Origin of the sequence: Pseudomonas sp. TR47, from assembly GCF_044143025.1 — a bacterium.
GTDB classification, from domain to species: Bacteria; Pseudomonadota; Gammaproteobacteria; order Pseudomonadales; family Pseudomonadaceae; genus Aquipseudomonas; species Aquipseudomonas putida_E.
Window position 1 is genome coordinate 1 of sequence record NZ_JBHFCS010000010.1, and the last position, 19,148, is coordinate 19,148.

The 19,148-nt window shown below is 62.7% G+C and carries 16 protein-coding genes; 8 read left to right on the forward strand and 8 right to left on the reverse strand.

All coding sequences use genetic code 11. From position 1 onward, the window contains the following. From ACEWE8_RS12675 to ACEWE8_RS12685, 3 genes are all read right to left on the reverse strand, one after another. The coding region (locus ACEWE8_RS12675; RefSeq protein ID WP_395589312.1) for a DUF6531 domain-containing protein at window positions 1-3,321 on the reverse strand (3,321 nt) is incomplete at its 3' end. A 5-nt stretch (window positions 3,322-3,326) separates the two neighbouring features. Further along, window positions 3,327-3,938 (reverse strand): DcrB-related protein, encoded by a 612-nt coding sequence (locus tag ACEWE8_RS12680; RefSeq protein WP_046788026.1) that lies wholly within the window; start codon window positions 3,936-3,938, stop codon window positions 3,327-3,329. A gap of 325 nt (window positions 3,939-4,263) precedes the next feature. Then, window positions 4,264-5,175, reverse strand: coding sequence for a LysR family transcriptional regulator (locus ACEWE8_RS12685; RefSeq protein ID WP_046788027.1), 912 nt, complete (start codon window positions 5,173-5,175; stop codon window positions 4,264-4,266). Window positions 5,176-5,304: 129 nt separating this feature from the next. Between ACEWE8_RS12685 and ACEWE8_RS12690 the strand changes: the two genes are divergently transcribed. From ACEWE8_RS12690 to ACEWE8_RS12705, 4 genes are read left to right on the forward strand one after another with little or no spacing between them, the layout of a single operon-like run. Then, window positions 5,305-6,591, forward strand: a complete 1,287-nt coding sequence (locus ACEWE8_RS12690) for an MFS transporter (RefSeq protein ID WP_046788028.1) — start codon at window positions 5,305-5,307, stop codon at window positions 6,589-6,591. A 9-nt stretch (window positions 6,592-6,600) separates the two neighbouring features. After that, on the forward strand, window positions 6,601-7,380 hold the full coding sequence (locus tag ACEWE8_RS12695) for a 5-oxoprolinase subunit PxpA (RefSeq protein WP_046788029.1): 780 nt from the start codon (window positions 6,601-6,603) through the stop codon (window positions 7,378-7,380). Further along, window positions 7,377-8,072: a 5-oxoprolinase subunit PxpB gene (gene pxpB, locus ACEWE8_RS12700; RefSeq protein ID WP_046788030.1), complete on the forward strand. Its 696-nt coding sequence runs from the start codon at window positions 7,377-7,379 to the stop codon at window positions 8,070-8,072. The genes ACEWE8_RS12695 and pxpB overlap by 4 nt, the downstream gene beginning before the upstream one ends. Further along, a complete protein-coding gene (locus ACEWE8_RS12705) occupies window positions 8,069-8,986 on the forward strand; it encodes a biotin-dependent carboxyltransferase family protein (RefSeq protein WP_046788031.1) in 918 nt (305 codons plus the stop codon). Before pxpB ends, ACEWE8_RS12705 begins: the two co-directional genes overlap by 4 nt. Before the next feature lie 109 nt (window positions 8,987-9,095). Here ACEWE8_RS12705 and ACEWE8_RS12710 read toward each other — a convergent pair whose 3' ends face one another. The 3 genes from ACEWE8_RS12710 to ACEWE8_RS12720 form a co-directional block, all read right to left on the reverse strand. After that, a complete protein-coding gene (locus ACEWE8_RS12710) occupies window positions 9,096-10,274 on the reverse strand; it encodes a VWA domain-containing protein (RefSeq protein ID WP_046788032.1) in 1,179 nt (392 codons plus the stop codon). 12 nt (window positions 10,275-10,286) lie between these two features. Beyond that, window positions 10,287-11,132, reverse strand: a complete 846-nt coding sequence (locus ACEWE8_RS12715; protein WP_012315697.1) for a MoxR family ATPase — start codon at window positions 11,130-11,132, stop codon at window positions 10,287-10,289. A 131-nt stretch (window positions 11,133-11,263) separates the two neighbouring features. After that, window positions 11,264-12,337 (reverse strand): DUF748 domain-containing protein, encoded by a 1,074-nt coding sequence (locus ACEWE8_RS12720; RefSeq protein ID WP_046788033.1) that lies wholly within the window; start codon window positions 12,335-12,337, stop codon window positions 11,264-11,266. A gap of 132 nt (window positions 12,338-12,469) precedes the next feature. Here ACEWE8_RS12720 and cysK point away from each other — a divergent pair, with 132 nt between their 5' ends. From cysK to ACEWE8_RS12735, 3 genes are all read left to right on the forward strand, one after another. Continuing rightward, window positions 12,470-13,444 carry a cysteine synthase A gene (gene cysK, locus ACEWE8_RS12725; RefSeq protein ID WP_012315695.1) on the forward strand — a complete coding sequence of 325 codons (975 nt, stop codon included), beginning with the start codon at window positions 12,470-12,472 and terminating at the stop codon, window positions 13,442-13,444. Window positions 13,445-13,608: 164 nt separating this feature from the next. Further along, window positions 13,609-14,544 (forward strand): aspartyl/asparaginyl beta-hydroxylase domain-containing protein, encoded by a 936-nt coding sequence (locus tag ACEWE8_RS12730; RefSeq protein ID WP_039601193.1) that lies wholly within the window; start codon window positions 13,609-13,611, stop codon window positions 14,542-14,544. Window positions 14,545-14,946: 402 nt separating this feature from the next. Beyond that, a complete protein-coding gene (locus tag ACEWE8_RS12735; RefSeq protein ID WP_046788034.1) occupies window positions 14,947-15,828 on the forward strand; it encodes a DMT family transporter in 882 nt (293 codons plus the stop codon). A 4-nt stretch (window positions 15,829-15,832) separates the two neighbouring features. On the opposite strand, the gene ACEWE8_RS12740 is transcribed toward ACEWE8_RS12735, so the two are convergent. Beyond that, entirely contained in the window at window positions 15,833-16,303 is a 471-nt protein-coding gene (locus ACEWE8_RS12740; RefSeq protein ID WP_046788035.1) for a DUF4265 domain-containing protein, read from the reverse strand. A 101-nt stretch (window positions 16,304-16,404) separates the two neighbouring features. Further along, the gene (locus ACEWE8_RS12745; protein ID WP_046788086.1) at window positions 16,405-17,289 is read right to left on the reverse strand and encodes a DMT family transporter; all 885 of its coding nucleotides are present in this window, start codon (window positions 17,287-17,289) and stop codon (window positions 16,405-16,407) included. 149 nt (window positions 17,290-17,438) lie between these two features. Here ACEWE8_RS12745 and aceK point away from each other — a divergent pair, with 149 nt between their 5' ends. Then, on the forward strand, window positions 17,439-19,148 hold the full coding sequence (gene aceK / locus ACEWE8_RS12750) for a bifunctional isocitrate dehydrogenase kinase/phosphatase (protein WP_046788036.1): 1,710 nt from the start codon (window positions 17,439-17,441) through the stop codon (window positions 19,146-19,148).

The window sequence follows — 19,148 nt, forward strand, 5'->3', positions numbered from 1 at the left end:
ATAAGCGCCCGTACTTTCCAGCTTGCCGTCGACCACTGTCTCAGCACGCACCAGCCGGTTCTCGCAGTCATAGCTAAAGCTCTGCAGCTTGCTGTGCCCCGAGCTTTTCTCGATCAGGTTGCCCCATGGGTCGTAGCGGTACTCTTGGTTTTGCCAGCGCTTGATGCGGTTGTCCTTGACCTTCTCAAACTGCCGTGCGTTGAAGTCCAGCCGGTTTGCTGCCGGGTCATAGCGGAATTCTTCACTGCCTACCAACGACCCGGTATCGCGGCTGTGCAACTGGCCGTTGGCTTCGTACTCGTACTTGATCTCTCCGCGCAGCTTGTCCAGCGTGCGTACCAGTTCCCCCGCCGGATCGTACTGGTAGCGGCGGTGAATCGGGTTGTAGGCGTGCTCCACCAACAGTGAGGTGTTGATACCGGGGTTATGAACCTGCGAGAGCTTGTCAGCGGGCAATGTCGAAGCAAACTGCCACGCCTTGCGCCCCATGGCGTCGTAACCGAAACAACTGGTGAGCTTGCCCTGGGTGCGGTACACCTCGCGGTGCAGGTCGTCGCGCTCCATGTCGCTGATGACTTGGCCGTCCAGGTTCAACTGGTGCAGGTGACCGCTACCGTAGTACAGGTGGTTGACCTTGCGCCCATCCGGCAGGGTCAGCGTGGTCAGGTTGCTGAGAGGGTCGTATTCATAACCCAGCGCACCTTGCGGTGTGAGTTCCTGGGTCAGGCGCCCCAGCAGGTCGTAGGTGTACTCCAGCTTTTCCTCGGCGATGCCGAGTTGCTTGCCGATACCGGTCGGACGGCGCTGAATGCTCACTAACCGGTCGACCTCGTCGTATGCATAATCCTGACGGGCATCACGGTTGAGTTTGGCCATCAGCCGGCCAATCGCATCGCGCTCGAACAGCGTATTGCGCTCCGGGCGCGCGCCATTCTCACCGTATCCAATCTCATCGAGCCGGATCAGATGGCCGCCTGCGTCATAGCTGAAGCGTCGGGTCAGGTTGTCGACCCGCACTTCTTCAATCAAGCGGTCCGAGGCATCGTAGGCAAAGCGATAGGCTGAGCTGTTCTCGTTGACCAGCGCCGTCAGGCGCAGAGCCTTGTCGTACTCATAGCGGATCCATTCGCCTTTGGCATCCTGACGGCTGCTCGGCAAGCCACGCGAGGTGCGCTGCAGGCGCGTGGTCTGGCCTTTACCGTCGGTGTGCGTCAGCACTTGGCCAAGGCTGTTGTAGGTGAAGAATTCTGCCGTGCCGTCCGGGTGATTGATGCGCAGCACTTCGCCGTCAGGTTTGCGCTCCAGCGTGGTGGTGTTGTTCAGCGCGTCGGTGACGGCAATCAGGTGCTGGCGTTCGTCGTATCGGTAGTAGGTGCTCTTGCCCGAACAGTCCTCGAAGCGCTCGACCTGGGCGTAAGCGTTCCACCATAGATACCTGGACTTGAAGTTGGCATCGATGATCGTGTGCGGCAGACCGTCGTCGCTGTTGAGGTACTCGGTCTTGTTGCCAAGCGGATCGATATCGGCAAGCAGGTTGCCTTTGTCGTCGTAGCGGGCTTTCCACACGCTGCCATCCGGGAAGCGGGTTTCAGTCACCAGTGGTGTGGCGCGGTAGTGCTTGTAGCTGATCTTGCGGCCAAGTGGGTCGGTTTCCTCGACCAGCCTGCCGAAGTCGTCGTACTTGAGCGCGAGGCGATTGCCATCGGGCAAGGTGAACCCGATGATGTTGCCGTATGTATCGAAGTCGATCGCGTAACGTTCGCCACCGAAATCCCGGCTGGCGATGGCGCGGTTGTCTTCGTTGTAGTGAATCTCCAGCTCACGGCCAAGCACATCGGTTGCCCAACTGGTGCGTTGAGCGAAGTCGTAGCGCAAATGGAAGTGTTCGCCGTCGGTGGTCGAATGTTCGACCACCCGGGGTTGGCCATCGATGACTTGCCAGAAGTACTCGCTGATCAGGCAAAGGGCATTGGTGTGGCGGCACATCAGGCCGTCGGTGTAGGCAAACGTGCGGGTGGTATCGCCGTTGCGGTTGGTCACCTGGGCGAGCTGCCCCTTGTCGTCGTAGCGATAACGCACCAAGGTCTCGACGGCTGCGTCGGCAATGATGCGCTTGACCGAGGCCAGTCGGCCAAAGGGGGCCTCGTAGTGCAGGTGCAGCCGTATGCCGCCTGGTGCGCTGATGTCGGTGAGGCAGCCGTCGGCGTTGTGGGTGAAGTGCAGGTAGTGGCCCAATGCGTTTTCCAGGCGCTGCAGGGGCACCTCCTGGTTGTCGTTGGGTACTTCGCCGAAGTAGAAAAACAGGTTGTCGAGCGTCTGCAGGATGTAATGGCCACCTAGGGTGCGCACCAGCGTCAACTGCTCGTGTGGGTTGTAGATGCGCTCGCCCGGCTCGACATCGGCGAAAGGAACACTGCGCCCTTGGTTGTCCTTGAGGTACACGAAGCACCCATTGCGGCGCAGGCTCTGCTCCCAGGGCAAGGTCCAGCCGCGCCCGAGCACGCTGCCGGTATCGAGGTCGCTGGCGTAGAAACGTGACCACTCGATGGGCATGAGGCCGGGGATGACGAAATCGGTTTCGTCGGCCAGTACCTTGCGCCCGCGGGTGAGGTCAACCGGGTTGCCGACGAAACCAGCGATGGCCCTTTCCACGGCAGGGCCAATCAGGTAGCGGCCTGCCAGGTAGCTGCCGGCGATGGTCAACCCAACCTGCAAGGCGCAGGGGCCTGCGGCCTTGAGGCCTGCTTGCAGGCCCATGGTCGCGACGTTGAACACTGAGCGGCCCATGGAGGCCACGACCATCAGCACATCGACGGTGACGCGCAGCTCGTCCGGCACTTCTTCACTGACCTTGAGGTAGCGCTGCGTGCCGCCGCCGATGAACACGTTGTTCGACCCGGCTGCGATGCTGGCGCCACAGGTCAGCTTGTCACCCTTGCGCGCCGCCGCGACGCCATTGATGAACACGTTGCTGGACCCCTCGGCAACCTGAACGGGGGCTGGGTGCTGCTCGCACACGGCGGTACTTTCGGTGACATGCGCAGCGTTGCGGCCGTTGATGAAAACGTTCGGGGAACAACCGGGCTGCTCGATCTGCCCTGTGGGTGAGCCAAAAGTCGAACCGAAATCCTCGCCCAGACCGGGCAGGGCGCTGGCGCCCAGGCCAACGACCATGAGCAGCAGAAAACCACCCAACCCGCCCGTACAGACCATGAACGATGCGGCTGTAACCAGCGCCAGTCCCGCAACCGCGCCGGCAAGGAACCCTGTGAGGGCCGAGGTGTGCTCGATGTCGTCGCCCCAGCGTGCTGCTTCGAACATGGCAACTACCCCCGGGCAACGGCTGGCGCGCTGGTGATGTTGGCCAGCATGGCATCGAAGGTGATCAACCAGTTGGCCAAGGGCTCTTGATCGGGGTCGACGACGGTGGTGAGCGTGAGCGCCTGAGCTTCCTGGCCAACACGTTCAGGCACCAGAATCATCACCGCTCGACAGTGGCGGGCCTCAGGGCCATTGGTGAAGCGGTAGTCGAGATTGAGCGCGTCGTGCCCCGCCAAGGTGCAGGGGTGCTTGCGGATAAGGGTGACTTCCGTATGGCGCTGACGTGCCTCTGCCAGATGCTGTTCAAGCAGATGGTCGAGTGTTTGCCCTTGTGCAACGCTTTGGCGTTTTGCCGTCAGGGTGACCTGGTGCGGCCCCAGTTGCAGCGTGGTGGTGGACTCGTGGAGGTTCAGGCCTTGCGGCATGACCAGGCGCAACCCGGCAACGTGCAGTTCGTTGTGATCGGCTACCAGTGGCAAAGGTTGGGCGAGTTCTGCAAGTGTTGCCGCTTGCAAGGCCGCTTCAGCGGCGGCCTGTCGTTCTGCTTCTTCCTGGGCGAGTGCTTGAGCGGCTTCGCGCCTTTGTGAGAGGCGGTCGTAGATGTTCCCTTTAATCATGGCCTACCGCCCTTGTTCGACGGTGCCGAGACGGCCATGCGCAGTATTGCAATACTCATATCAGACTTATCTCCCTGACAGTATGGCCAGCCCGTCAATGCGGTGCTCCGTGCTCTGGCCTTGAAACGGGGGAAAGTAAATACTTCGGGAGACTGAGCTGTCAACGTGCGGGCACCCAGCAAAATCGCCGCTTTCATGGAGGTTGCGTGAGGTCGGATTGCCGCATTTGCTACGGTTCAAGCGATGTTGTGCCCACCACGATAGGGGAGGGGGGAGGGCGAATTTCAGAAGGGTCTGTAGGATGAATCACCGCAGGTGGTGCTGTTCAAACCAACACAATCCGCTGCCCACCCACATCCCGCGCATAGCGCTCCAGCACCTGCCGGCACACCCCGACCACCTCATCCACCAGCGCCACCCCGGTCTGCCAGGCCACCACCAGTTCCAGGCTCGGCGGCGGCTGCAAGCCTTCGAGCAGCACCAGTTCGCCCCGGCTCAGTTCGGCGTCCACCAGCGCGGGCGGCAGCGCACCAATGCCGAAGCCGTCGCGCAACAGCCGTGTGATCGCCGCCACCGAGTTCACGCAGTTGAGCCGTGGGGTTTCGGCCCCTGCGGCCTGCAACAGGCTGAGCACTTCCTGGTGCGGCCGTGAGTTCTTCGAGAACGTGACGATCCGCTCACGCCCAAGCTCGGCCAGCGAGGCGTAGTCGCGGTGTTGGGCTGAGCCGGCCGCCACCACCCAGCCCATCGGGTAGCGCGCCAGGTCCAGGCTGCGGATCGACTGTTCGCGCAGCAGGTCGGTTTGCAGGATCACGTCGAGAAAGCCTTTTTGCAGCTGTTCGCGCAAGTTCAGTGCAGTATCGGCCACCAGCTCGATTTCCACCTGGGGGTAGCGTTCGCTCAACTCGGCCACCAGCGCACTCATCCAGGTGTGGATCACGGTGTCCATCACGCCAAGGCGGATGCGCCCGACCTTGGCCCGGTCGCTGTCCAGCGACTGTTTCATGGCCTTGGCGGTGTCGAGCATGCGCTCGGCATACTCCAGCACCTTGCTGCCCTCCGGGGTCAGGCTGACGCCGCGTGAATCGCGCAGCAGCAGCTTGACGCCCAGGTCGGCTTCCAGTGCCGCGATGCGGCTGGAGACCGACGCCTGGGTGGTGAAAAGTTTCTCGGCGGTGAGGCGGAAGCTCTTGAGCCGGGCGACCCAGACGAAAGTTTCGAGGAAGCGTAGGTTCATGATCAGTTTTTCTTGTTCCAGACCGGCGGTTTTTCTCGTTGGACTCGGGCGCTGCGGGCTCTGAACATGACGCACAGGCCGCGACGCCAGACGTCGCCCATAAAACAATACCAACAAGCCGAGGCAAGCATGAACCCAAGCGGCGTGCAGCAACAGGTGCAATCCCCACCTTCGACCGGGCCGTTCGCCTGGTACCGCGACATCGACTCCCAGCAACGGCGCACGTTCTGGAGCTGCAAGATCGGCTATGGCCTGGATGGCATGGACACCCAAATGCTCAGCTTCGTCATCCCTACGCTGATCATGCTGTGGGGCATCACCACGACCGAAGCCGGGCTGATCCACACCAGCACCCTGATTGCGTCGGCTATCGGCGGCTGGGTCGCCGGCATCCTCTCCGACCGCATCGGCCGCGTGCGCACCTTGCAACTGACGGTGCTGTGGTTCGCCTTTTTCACCTTCCTCTGCGGCTTCGCCCAGAACTACGAACAGTTGCTGATCGCCCGGACTCTTATGGGCTTTGGCTTTGGCGGCGAATGGACCGCCGGCGCGGTGCTGATCGGTGAGGTGATCCGCGCCCAGGACCGTGGCAAGGCGGTGGGCATGGTGCAGTCCGGCTGGGCCATCGGCTGGGGCCTGACGGCGATCCTTTATGCGCTGCTGTTCTCCTGGCTACCGGCGGAGCAGGCGTGGCGCGCGCTGTTCCTGCTGGGGCTGGTGCCGGCCATTTTCGTGATTTTCGTCCGGCGCCTGGTCAAAGACCCTGAGGTGTATCGCCAGGCCAAGGCGGTGCAGAGCGCCGAGGCGCCCTCGCAGTTCTACGAGATCTTCGCCCCCGGCATGCTCTGGACCACAATACGTGCGTCGCTGCTGACCACCGGTGCGCTGGGGGGGTACTACGCCATCACCTCGTGGCTGCCGACCTTCCTCAAGAACGAGCGCGGCTTGAGCGTGCTGGGTACCGGTGGCTACCTGGCGATGGTGATCGTCGGCTCCTACATCGGCTATGTGGTCAGCGCTTACCTGTCTGACATTCTGGGGCGCAAGAAGAACTTCATCCTGTTCGCCGTGGGCTCGTTCATCATCGTGCTGCTGTACACCCAGATGCCGGTCAGCGATGGCGTGATGCTGTGGCTGGGTTTCCCGCTGGGCTTTTTTGCCTCGGGCATCTTCAGCGGCATGGGGGCCTTCCTCACCGAGCTGTTCCCCACCCGTATCCGTGGCTCGGGGCAGGGCTTCTGCTACAACATCGGCAAGGTCATCGCCGCGATGTTCCCCTTGCTGATCGGCCTGCTTGGCCAGAAGGTGCCGCTGGGGCTGGGCATTGGCGGGTTCGCCGCGGTGTCGTACGGTGTGGTGATTCTGGCAGCCTTGAGCCTGCCGGAAACCCGCGGCAAACACCTCCAGGCGCGTTAAGGTAGGCACATGAACATCGACACGGGAGCACGCCAGGTGAAACGCCTGCGACTCAATTGCGACATGGGTGAAAGCTTCGGCAGCTGGCGCATGGGCCTGGACGCCGAGGTAATGCCCTACATCGACTGCGCCAACATCGCCTGCGGCTACCATGCCGGCGACCCCGGCACCATGCGCCGTACCGTGGCCCTGGCCCTGCAGCATGGCGTGACCATCGGCGCCCACCCGGCGTACCCGGACCTGGTCGGCTTCGGCCGACGCTCCATGGCCTGCAGTGCCGAGGAAATTCGCGATCTGCTGCACTACCAGATCGGCGCTCTTGACGGTATCTGCAAGGTCCAGGGTGGCCGGGTGGCCTACATCAAGCCCCATGGCGCGCTGTACAACGACATGATGGCCGACCCGCTCAAGCTGCGTGCCGTGCTCGAAGCCGTGGCGGCGTATGACGCTGGCTTGCCCTTGATGCTCATGGCCACTGCCGACGACAGCGTCGCACAAGCCTTGGGTGACGAGGTTGGCGTGCCGCTGTGGTTCGAAGCGTTCGCCGACCGCGCCTATACCGCCAGCGGCCATTTGCTGTCGCGGCGCCTACCGGGTGCGGTTCATCACGATTCGACCCTGGTGGTCGAGCAGGCCTTGCGCCTGGCCCGTGGTGAAACGCTGGTGGCCCACGATGGCAGTGCCTTGCGCCTGCACGCCAGTACCCTGTGCGTGCATGGTGACAATGACAGCTCGGTGGCGGCGGTGCGGCAGATCCGCCAGGCCCTCGATGCGCTGGGGCCGGCATGAAGCTGCGTATCGAAGTGGTTGCGATCGACAGCCTGATGGTGCGCCTGTTCGACCGGATCGACGAGGCCAACATGCCGTGGCTGCTCGCCGCGAGCCACCGCTTGAGTGCCGCCTTCGGTGAGCACCTGGTGGACCTGGTACCGTCCTACACCACGCTGATGGTGCAGTTCGATATGCCGCCAGGGCAGGCGAGGGCGTTGATCGACCAGGCGCTGGAGGGGCTGCAGCCAGACGCGGGCGCCAGCGGTCGCCGGCACGAGATTGCCGTGTGGTACGACGCCAGTGTCGGCCCTGAGCTGCCGCTGCTGGCCGCACGCAGCGGCTTGAGCGAGCAAGAGGTGATCCGCCTGCACAGTGAGCGTGAGTACCCGGTGTTCGCCCTTGGCTTCGCTCCGGGGTTCGGTTTCATGGGGCTGGTGGACGAACGCCTGGCATCCCCGCGGCTGAGCACTCCGCGCAAGCGCGTGGCGGCCGGCAGTGTCGGCATTGCCGAGCGCCAGACTGCGGCCTATCCCGCCGTGTCGCCTGGCGGCTGGAACCTCATAGGGCGCACTCCGGTTCGCCTGTTCGACCACGAGCGTGAAGGCTACAGCCTGCTGCAGCCGGGCGATCGGGTGCGCTTCGTGGCGGTGTCCCATGCCGAGTTCCTGGCATTGGGTGGTGACGACAGCCCGTTGGAGGCACAGGCATGACGCAATTGAAAATCGAAGCCAGCACCGCCTTGTGCCAGTTGCAGGATGCCGGGCGCTTTGGTGTGCGGCACCTGGGGGTGACCCAGGGCGGTGCGCTGGATTGGGTGGCGATGAATTGGGCCAACTGGCTGCTGGGCAACCCGTTGGGTGCGCCGGTGGTCGAGGTGGCGCTGGGCGGCTTCACGGGAGTGGCCGAGCAGGATTGCGTACTCGCCCTGGCCGGTGCCGACCTGGATGCTCGTGTCGATGACCAGCCGCTGGCACCCTGGCGCAGCTTTGCCTTGGCCAAGGGCCAGCGGCTGACCTTGAAGCAACCGAAGCAGGGCGTGCGTGCTTATCTTGCGGCGCCGGGCGGGTTTCAAGGTGAAGCCGTGCTGGGGAGCTGCGCTACTGTTGTGCGTGAAGAGCTGGGCGGTATCGATGGGCGAGGGACCGCGCTGGGCAAAGGGCAATTGTTGGCGTTTGCCGGCACGCAGCCGGCCCTGCGCGAAGTGCCAGAGGTGCTGCGGCCCCGTTATCGGCAAAAGCCCGTGCTCGATCTGGTCATGGGCGCGCAGATCGGTGATTTCAGCGGTATGAGCCTGTTCGAGGCGTTCAATCGTGACTGGACGCTGGACAGCCGTGGCGACCGCATGGGCATTCGTTTGCTCGGGCCGCAGCTTGTTTATCAGGGCGCGCCGATGATTTCGGAGGGTATTGCGTTAGGGGCGGTGCAGGTGCCCCCGGACGGGCAGCCGATCGTGCTGCTCAATGACCGGCAGACCATCGGTGGCTATCCGCGGCTGGGGGCGTTGACGCCGTTGGCGTTGGCGCAGTTGGCCCAGTGCATGCCGGGGGCGGCGGTGCGGTTCAGGGCGGTGGTGCAGGAAGAGGCCTGGCGGGAGCAGCAGGCTTGCCTGAACGGTTGGCGGTGACGCTACCGGCGCTACCGCCGGTAAGCCGGCTCCCGCGGGTACCCCACAAGGCTCAAATGCTTAGTTGTAACTGTGGGGCTTGCCGGCGATAGGGTCGGTACAGGCCAAACTACTTGGACAGATACCGCATGCCATCCTCCAACCCTTGCAAGGTCAGCGGATACATCTTGTCCTCGATCAGGTCACGCACCAGGTGTGTCGATGCGGTGTAATCCCAGGCCTGTTTCGGATACGGGTTGATCCAGATGATCTTCTTGAATTTCTCCATGAAGCGCTGCATCCACACATACCCGGCCTCTTCGTTCCAGTGCTCCACACTGCCACCGGGCTGGGTGATCTCGTAGGGCGCCATGGCCGCGTCGCCGACGAACACCACCTTGTAGTCATCGCCGTATTTGTGCAGCAGATCGAAGGTGGAGAAGCGCTCCGAAGTACGCCGCAGGTTGTTCTTCCACACTGATTCATAAACGAAGTTGTGGAAGTAGTAGTACTCCAGGTGCTTGAACTCGGTCTGGCAGGCCGAGAACAGCTCTTCGCAGACTTTGACGTGGGCATCCATCGAGCCGCCGATGTCGAACAGCAACAGCAGCTTGACCGTGTTGCGCCGTTCGGGGCGCATCTGGATATTCAACAGCCCGGCGTCACGTGCGGTATGGTCGATGGTGCCGTCGATGTCCAGCTCTTCGGCGGCACCTTCGCGGGCGAACTTGCGCAGCCGGCGCAGGGCCAGCTTGATGTTGCGCGTGCCCAGCTCGACCTGGTCGTCGAGGTTCTTGTACTCGCGCTGGTCCCAGACCTTCACCGCCTTGCCCTGGCGTTTGCCGGCGTCGCCCACGCGGATGCCTTCAGGGTTGAAACCGCCAGAGCCGAATGGGCTGGTACCGCCGGTGCCGATCCACTTGTTGCCACCGGCGTGGCGTTCCTTCTGCTCTTCCAGGCGTTTCTTGAACTCCTCGATCAGTTTGTCCAGGCCGCCCAGTGACTGGATCTGTGCGCGTTCCTCATCCGTCAGCGAGCGCTCGAACTCCTTGCGCAGCCAGTCTTCAGGGATCAGTGCTTCGAGGTGCCGGTCGAGGTTTTCCAGGCCTTTGAAGTAGGCCGAGAAAGCCCGGTCGAACTTGTCGAAATGGCGCTCGTCCTTCACCAGGATGGCCCGTGCCAGGTAGTAGAACTCGTCCATGTCGGCGAACACCACGCGCTGTTGAAGGGCGTTGAGCAGGTCGAGCAGTTCGCGCACCGACACCGGCACCTTGGCCGCACGCATTTCGTTGAACAGGTTGAGCAGCATGGCCAGCTCCTGTCAGCGGTTGCCGCGCCGGCTCATGAAGGCCAGGCGTTCGAGCAGTTGAACGTCCTGCTCATTCTTCACCAGGGCGCCGGCCAGCGGCGGAATCGCCTTGGTCGGGTCGCGTTCGCGCAATACCGCTTCGCCGATGTTGTCGGCCATCAACAGCTTGAGCCAGTCGACCAGCTCGCTGGTGGAGGGCTTTTTCTTCAGGCCCGGCACCTTGCGCACGTCGAAGAACACGTCAAGCGCTTCGCTGACCAGCGATTGCTTGATGTTGGGGTAGTGCACATCGACGATCTGTTGCAGGGTGTCGCGGTCCGGGAAGGCGATGTAGTGGAAGAAGCAACGGCGCAGGAACGCGTCGGGCAGTTCTTTTTCATTGTTCGAGGTAATGATGATGATCGGGCGTTGCTTGGCCTTGATGGTCTCGTCGATTTCGTAGACGTAGAACTCCATCTTGTCGAGTTCCTGCAACAGGTCGTTGGGGAACTCGATGTCGGCCTTGTCGATTTCGTCGATCAGCAGGATCACCCGCTCCTCGGCCTCGAAGGCTTCCCAGAGCTTGCCCTTTTTCAGGTAGTTGCGCACATCGTGGACTTTTTCAGTGCCCAGCTGGGAGTCGCGCAGGCGGCTGACCGCGTCGTACTCGTAAAGGCCCTGGTGGGCCTTGGTGGTGGATTTGATGTGCCAGGTGATCAGGCGGGCGCCGAAGGAGGCGGCCAGCTGTTCGGCAAGCATGGTCTTGCCGGTGCCTGGCTCGCCCTTGACCAGCAGTGGGCGTTCGAGGGTGATGGCCGCGTTGACCGCCAGTTTCAGGTCGTCTGTGGCGACGTAGTCGCGGGTGCCTTCGAACTTCATCGGGAGTGTCCTCTGCGGGGGCCAGTACAGGTACGGCATGTCTTCATTGGTTGTCAGCGACTATACCCCGGCCCCAGGCGGCTGCAAACGCAGACCGGGTATTCAGTCCCTGAATGGCTCGTCACGCCTGTTCAGTCGGAATCGGGCGCAGGTTGCTCATAGCGTGCATTGAACGCCTGGACAAACCCGTTGCGCAGAATCTGCAAAAACGCCTCGAAGGCGCTGATGTTCTGTTGGCGCACGCTGCCGCTGAGTTCCACACGGGTGGCGAATTGGTTTTTCGGCTGGTTCTTCAGCACCGTTTCGCTGGCCCCGACCAGCGCTTCCCACACCGAGCGGAAAAAGCCCTTGTTCTTGTCCTCGATGTCCTGCTGCCAGTTGAATACGTCCACGTCGCGCAGCAACGGCTTGATATAGCCATTGAGCCGGCCGTTTTCCGCCTGGGCCTCGATCACCACATCGCCGTGCCCGGCATTGAAATCGAACTTGCCATAGGCACTGGCGAAGTCGTTCAGCCTGCGCAGCTCCATGCCGGTCGCGCGCAGCCGGAACTCGAAATCATCGAAGTCGCTGAACGGGTCGAAGGTCGCGCGGCTCTGCACCCTGGCATCGCCCAACAGCAGGGCTTTAGCCTCGAAGCTGGCGTCGCGCCGGCCTTTGTCGTCCCGTACGTTGGTCAGGTTGCGGATATTGGCGTCGAGCCGGGTGGCCTTGAGGTCGACCGGCGGCTTGGAGTTGAAGTTGTGGAAGGTCAGCGTGCCGTCATCGATGCGCACATCGTTGAGGGTGATCGGCAGCAGTTTTTCCAGCTGCTGGCGCCAGTCTGTACCCTGACCGGTCTGCGAGGCCTGTTTGTTGCCGCCGTCGACGAAGTTGAGCACCGGTCGTAAAAAGGTGACTTCGGCCACTACAGCATGGTCATACCACAGCGCTTGCCAGCTCACCGAGAGGTCGATCAGTGGCGCATCGAGCAGCGGCACCGGAACCTTGCCGCTGGTCTTGACGATCTTCAGCCCATTGATCTGGTAGGCCCCGCGCCACCAGGCCAGTTCCACGTCCGTGACCTGGCCACGGTACTCCCCCATGTCCGCCAGCTTGTCGTTGAGGTAGTCGCGCACCAGGTAAGGCAGCGCCAGGTGCAGGGCCACCAACAGCACGACCAGGCTGGCCAGGCCGACCAGTGGCCAGCGATAACGGGCTTTCATCGCAGTGATCTCCAAGGCGGGTTGTGCGGTTGACCGCAGGCCGCCCGGGCGAGTTCGAACGGGCTTTACGGGCCAACGGGGCAGGCTTACCCTTTAAGCCTTTCCCCGCCACTTCATGCCAAGGACCCTGCCATGAGCCGTATCTACGCAGACAACGCCCATTCCATCGGCAATACGCCGCTGGTGCAGATCAACCGCATCGCCCCGCGCGGTGTGACCATCCTGGCCAAGATCGAAGGGCGCAACCCTGGGTACTCGGTCAAGTGCCGTATCGGCGCGAGCATGGTCTGGGACGCCGAGGGCAGCGGCAAGCTCAAGCCCGGCATGACCATCGTCGAGCCCACCTCGGGCAACACCGGCATTGGCCTGGCCTTCGTCGCCGCCGCCCGTGGCTACAAACTGGTCCTGACCATGCCGGCCTCGATGAGCCTGGAGCGTCGCAAGGTGCTGAAGGCCCTGGGCGCCGAGCTGGTATTGACCGAGCCTGCCAAGGGCATGAAAGGCGCGATCGAGAAGGCCAACGAGATCGTCGCCTCGGACCCGGCGCAGTACTTCCTGCCAGGCCAGTTCGACAATCCGGCCAACCCGGCCATTCATGAAAAGACCACCGGCCCGGAAATCTGGAACGACACCGACGGTGCGGTCGACGTGCTGGTGGCCGGTGTCGGCACCGGTGGCACCATCACCGGCGTGTCGCGCTATATCAAGCACACCCAGGGCAAGTCGATCCTCTCGGTGGCGGTCGAGCCTGTGGCCTCGCCGCTGATCAGCCAGACCCTGGCCGGTGAGGAGCTCAAGCCCAGCCCGCACAAGATCCAGGGCATCGGCGCCGGCTTTGTGCCGAAGAACCTTGACCTGTCGATCGTCGACCAGGTCGAGACCGTGACCGATGAAGAGGCCAAGGCGATGGCCATCCGCCTGATGCAGGAGGAGGGCATCCTTTGCGGCATTTCTTGTGGCGCGGCGATGGCTGCTGCGGTGCGGCTGGCGGAAAAGCCAGAGATGCAGGGTAAGACCATCGTCGTAATCCTGCCCGACTCCGGCGAGCGCTACCTGTCGAGCATGCTGTTCGCCGACATGTTCAGCGAGCAGGAGAACCAGCAGTAAGCGGCAAGCGGCAAGCTGCCCCTGCGCTTGGGTTTATTGCAAAATCTTCATGAGTGAGTTCCCGCCCGGGTTGTTTTTACCTGGGCGTGATGGGTTTATGATGGCAGGATGATTTTTGATGGGGGCAGGCAGCGCTGGCCTGCTCCCTTTCCAAGGAGTGTTGCATGACCTTTTCCTTCGTCGCCAAGGCAGGTGTCCTGCTGGTTTTTTTTGGCAGCGTGCTGTTCGTCCACCTGCGCGGCAAGGCGCGATTGCCAGTCCTGCGCCAGTTCGTCAACCATTCTGCGCTGTTCGCACCCTATAACAGCCTGATGTACTTTTTCTCCGGGGTGCCGTCCAAGCCGTACCTGGACCGCCAGCGTTTCCCTGAGCTGGACGTGCTCAAGGACAACTGGCAGCAGATCCGTGAGGAGGCCATGCGCCTGTTCGATGAGGGCTACATCCGCGCCGCCGAAAAAGACAATGACGCAGGCTTCGGGTCGTTCTTCAAGAAGGGCTGGAAGCGTTTCTACCTGAAGTGGTACGACAAACCGCTGCCGTCGGCCGAGGCGTTGTGCCCGAAGACCGTCGAGCTGGTCAGCGCCATCCCCAACGTCAAAGGCGCGATGTTCGCCCTGCTGCCCGGCGGCAGCCATCTCAACCCGCACCGCGACCCCTTCGCCGGCTCGCTGCGCTATCACTTGGGGTTGTCTACGCCGAACTCCGACGACTGCCGCATCTACGTCGACGGCCAGGCCTACGCCTGGCGTGATGGCGAGGACGTGATGTTCGACGAGACCTACGTGCACTGGGTCAAGAACGAAACCGACGTCACCCGGGTGATCCTGTTCTGCGACATCGAACGCCCGCTCAGCAACCCGCTGATGGCCCGCATCAACCGCAAGGTCAGCGCCTTCCTGGGCCGCGCCACTGCACCGCAGAACACCGATGACGAGCGGGTGGGCGGGATCAACCAGGCTTATGCCTGGAGCAAGCGCTTCAGCAACAGGATCAGCACCCGCGTGAAGCAGTTCAAGCGTGCCAACCCCAAGGCCTACCGCATCCTGCGGCCGGTACTGGCGGTGGTTGTGGCGTACCTGCTGTATCGCTGGTTGTTCTGAAGTTTCGGTGCCTGCAGGGCCCTATCGCCGGCGACAGGGCCCAACAGGCATCACAGAAGCCAGCTATTGTCCTGGCCCTGATTCACCGCTATATTCCACAGCATTCACCTCCCCGAAGACCTGCTCATGCCTGCCATCCTGTCCACCGCAAGCTTTGCCATCGCGCCAGTCGCGGGCGGGGCCGTGCGTGGCAGTCAGCAGCCGGCCATGATCAGTCATTACCCACCACCTGTCAGTGGCGTTGTAGGCGGCGTAGCTCCGCCTCGCTGCGTGGTTGTGCCGGGCTAACCGGCCTTTGGCCGCATCCCGTCACACGCGCAACCTACTGAACACGGTCGGCGGCTTCCCTAACTGAAGTTCACGCCCACCGTTCGGCTTATCTGCCCGAATACAGGTGCATGCATGTCTGTCTTTTCCAAAGCATCCGTGGCCTCGGCGGCCACTACCAGCCTGTTCGTCCTGCTGTGGAGCAGTGGCGCCATCGTCTCCAAACTTGGCCTGGCCCATGCCAGCCCGTTTGCTTTCCTGCTGCTGCGCTCAGCGCTGGCACTCGCCGGGTTGCTGCTGATCGGCCCGTTGCTGGGCCTGCGCTGGCCGCGCACACGTGGGGCGATGTTGCGAGCCCTTGGCACCGGCTGCGTGTTGCTCGGTGCCTACCAGATCTTCTACCTGCTGGCGCTCAATACCCACGTTACCCCCGGCGTGATGGCCACGGTGATGGGAGTACAACCGATCCTCACTGTGGTGCTGATGGAGCGCCAGCGCTCCTGGCGCCGGCTGTTCGGTCTGGGCCTGGGGCTCGGCGGGCTGGTGATGGTGGTCTATCAGGGTATCAACCTCGGCGGAGTGTCGCTGGCCGGGATGCTGTTTGCCTTGCTGGCGCTGGGCAGCATGAGCTTTGGCTCGATCCTGCAAAAACGCATCACCGACAACCCCATGGGCACGCTGGGCCTGCAGTATCTGGCGGGGTTTGCCATGTGCGCTGTGTTCGCGCCGCTGCAGCCACTGCACGTTGCATGGGGCAGCAGTTTCATTGGTGCGCTGCTGTGGATGGGGCTGGTGGTTTCGCTGCTGGCGACCATGCTGCTGTACCGCCTGATCGCCAAAGGTAATCTGGTCAACGTCACCAGCCTGTTCTACCTGGTGCCAGCGGTGACTGCGGTGATGGACTTCCTGATCTTCGGTAATCGCCTGGCACCGCTCAGCCTGCTGGGAATGGGGCTGATTGTGGTCGGTTTGCTGTTCGTGTTCAGCAAGCCTGCCAGTCGCATGGCCCAAGCATAGGCCGTCAGCGAAACTCTTCGGGGATGGCGTGGCGCAGCACGCCTTCCTCGAAGTCCAGGGTGCCGGCTTCGCGCTGCGTCAGCAGGTAGTAGAGCAGGGTGTCGAGTGAGCGCGAAGGCGGGACTTCGACGGCCAGCATCCTGACCGCTTTTTCGACTTCGCTGGGGCAGCCGAAATCTTCGAGTGCCGCACGAACCTGCTCCAGATCACCGCCTGCCTTCACAAGAACGCGAAATACCGAAGCGCCGCCACTGTGCAGCAAGCCTTCGAACCAGGATTGCTCGCCCTCTTCGCTGATGCTGATGGTGTCGCCAGGTGCGATGCCGTAGGCGTAGAAGGGGATGCTGTCGACCTGGTAGCCAGCCGCGGTGCGTTTTGCCCAGAGGCCTTCGACCGATGCGGGTGGGTAGCCTTGGGCATCCTGCTCCAGGCGCCAGAGCACGATCTTGTAGGCTGGGGTTTGCTCGGGGGGCATGGGGCGTTACGTGTCGTGAGGGCTGCTTATCGTAATGCCCTTTGGCGTTGTTGTCTGTACTGGCCCTATCGCCGGCAAGCCGGCTCCTACAGAGTGCTGTATCAGGCCTGAGCGCGGCGCGCGGGCTTGAGCACGAGCCACAGCGCGGCAGCGATCAGCAGGCCGCCATACAGGTGGCCCATCGACAGCGATTCGTCCAGCAGCCACGCGCCCCACAGCACCCCGAAGACCGGAATCAAGAAGGTCACGGTACTGGCTTTGACCGGGCCAATCTCGGCCAGCAGGCGGAAGTACAGGATGTAGGCGAAGGCCGTGCACACAAGGCCCAGGCCCAGCAGCGACAGCCACACCTGCCAGCCGCCCCAGCTGGCAGGCGGCTGGGTCAGCGCACTCCAGGCGAACAGTGGCGTCATCATCAGCGTGGCGCCGAGCATGCTGCCCAGCGCCGAGAGGCGGCTGTCCAGGCCGCTGATCCAGCGCCGCGCCAGAAAGCCTGCGAAGCCATAGCAGGTGGTTGCCGCCAGGCAGGCCAGGGCGCCTTGCAGCAGTGCCATGTCCAGTGCCACCGGGCCCGCGCCACTGAGAATGCCGACACCGAACAGGCCAAGGAAGATGCCGCACAATTTGGGCAGGGTCATGGCCTCGCGGAAGAACAGTGCGCCGATCAGCACCCCCATCAGTGGCGTGGTGGCGTTGAAAATCGCCGAATACCCCGCCGGCAGTACCTGGGCTGCCACCGAATAGAAGGTGGCGGGGATGCCTGAGTTGATCATGCCCAGGACCAGGCAAGCGCCGAGTTTGCCCTCGAAGTTCCAGCGTACGCGGGCTGCGGCGAGTATGGCGATCAGGCCGAGGCAGGCGATGGACACGCGAAAGAAGGCGGTAGGCACGGTGCCCAGCTCGGGGGCGATGATGCGCATGAACAGAAAGCTCGCCCCCCAGACGGCGGCAAGGGTCAGCAGGCGGGTCAGGGCGATGGGGCTCACGGTGGTCTCCGGGTACAGGGCAGGGCGCGAGTGTACGCGATGGCGCACGGGCGGTTCTTGTCCTTTCTTGCGGTGCAAGCCGGTAGAGGCTCCGCAAAGTTGCACAGGCGACTAAGCTGTCTAACTCACCCCGCACCGAGGTGTCCTGCATGACCCAGCACTGGCCGGCCGGCGAAATCGCCCGGATGATCCTCGATGGCTTCGACGACTACCGCGAACACTTTCGCCGCATCACCCTGGGCGCCCGCGAGCGCTTCGAGCAGGCGCGCTGGCAGGACATCCAGCGGGCAGCGGCGGCGCGGATCAACCTCTATGAGCAGAAGGTCGGTGAGGTCAACGGCTGGCTGCGTGACGGGTTCGATGAAGAAGTGCTGCTGGAGGTCGAACAGTGGCCCTTGGTGAAAAGTGCCTATATACGCCTGATCGACCCGCGGCTGGACGATGAGCTGTCGGAGACTTGGTACAACTCTTTGTTCTGCAGCCTGTTCAGCCATGACCAGATCAGCGATGGCTGCATGTTCATCCACACCACCCGGCCGTCGATACGCAGCCACGAGCGCGCTGCCCAGACCCGCACCTATATGCCCGATGGCAGCCTCAAGAGCGTGTTGCGGGCTATCTTGCGCGACTATGCGTTCGACTACGGTGACCTCGAGAGCGACCTGTCGCGCCTTGAAGAGCAACTGCGCGACTGCCTGCCAGACTGGGTATGCAAGGACCCGGCCCTGGCCGTGGAGTTGTTCGTGCCGGTGCTGTACCGCAACAAGGGTGCTTACCTGGTGGGCCGGCTGTACAACAGCGATGAACAGTGGCCCCTGGTGATCCCGCTGCTGCACCGCGAAGGCCATGGCATCGAGGCGGATGCGCTTATCACCGACGAGGCCGAGGTATCGATCATCTTTTCCTTCACCCGTTCGTACTTCATGGTCGACGTGCCGGTGCCGGCCGAGTTCGTCAATTTCCTCAAGCGCATACTGCCAGGCAAGCACATTGCCGAGCTGTACACCTCGATCGGTTTCTACAAGCACGGCAAGTCGGAGTTCTATCGCGCGCTGATCAACCACTTGGCCAGTACCGACGACCGTTTCATCATGGCACCCGGTGTGCGCGGTATGGTGATGAGTGTGTTCACCTTGCCGGGCTTCAATACCGTATTCAAGATCATCAAGGACCGCTTTTCGCCGTCCAAGACGGTCGACCGTGCCACGGTGATCGACAAGTACCGCCTGGTGAAGAGTGTCGACCGGGTCGGGCGCATGGCCGATACCCAGGAGTTCGCCGACTTTCGTTTCCCCCGGGCCAAGTTCGAGCCTGAGTGCCTGGCCGAGTTGCTGGAGGTGGCGCCGTCCACCGTGGCTGTGGAAGGCGATACGGTGCTGGTCCGCCATTGCTGGACCGAACGGCGCATGATCCCGCTCAATCTGTACCTGGAGCAGGCCAGCGAAGGCCAGGTGCTCGAAGCGCTGGAGGATTATGGCCTGGCCATCAAGCAGTTGGCCGCAGCGAACATCTTTCCAGGCGACATGCTGCTGAAGAACTTCGGGGTTACCCGCCATGGTCGTGTGGTGTTCTACGACTATGACGAGATCAGCTACCTGACCGAGGTGAATTTCCGCCATATCCCACCGCCGCGCTACCCGGAGGACGAGATGTCGGGGGAGCCGTGGTATTCGATCGGGCCGCACGATGTATTCCCGGAGGAGTTCCCACCGTTTCTGTTTGCCGATATGGGCCAGCGGCGTTTATTCAGCAGGCTGCATGGGGAGCTGTATGACGCGGATTACTGGAAGGGGCTGCAGGCATCTATCCGCGAAGGCAAGGTGATCGATGTGTTCCCGTATCGGCGCAAAGGGCGCTGA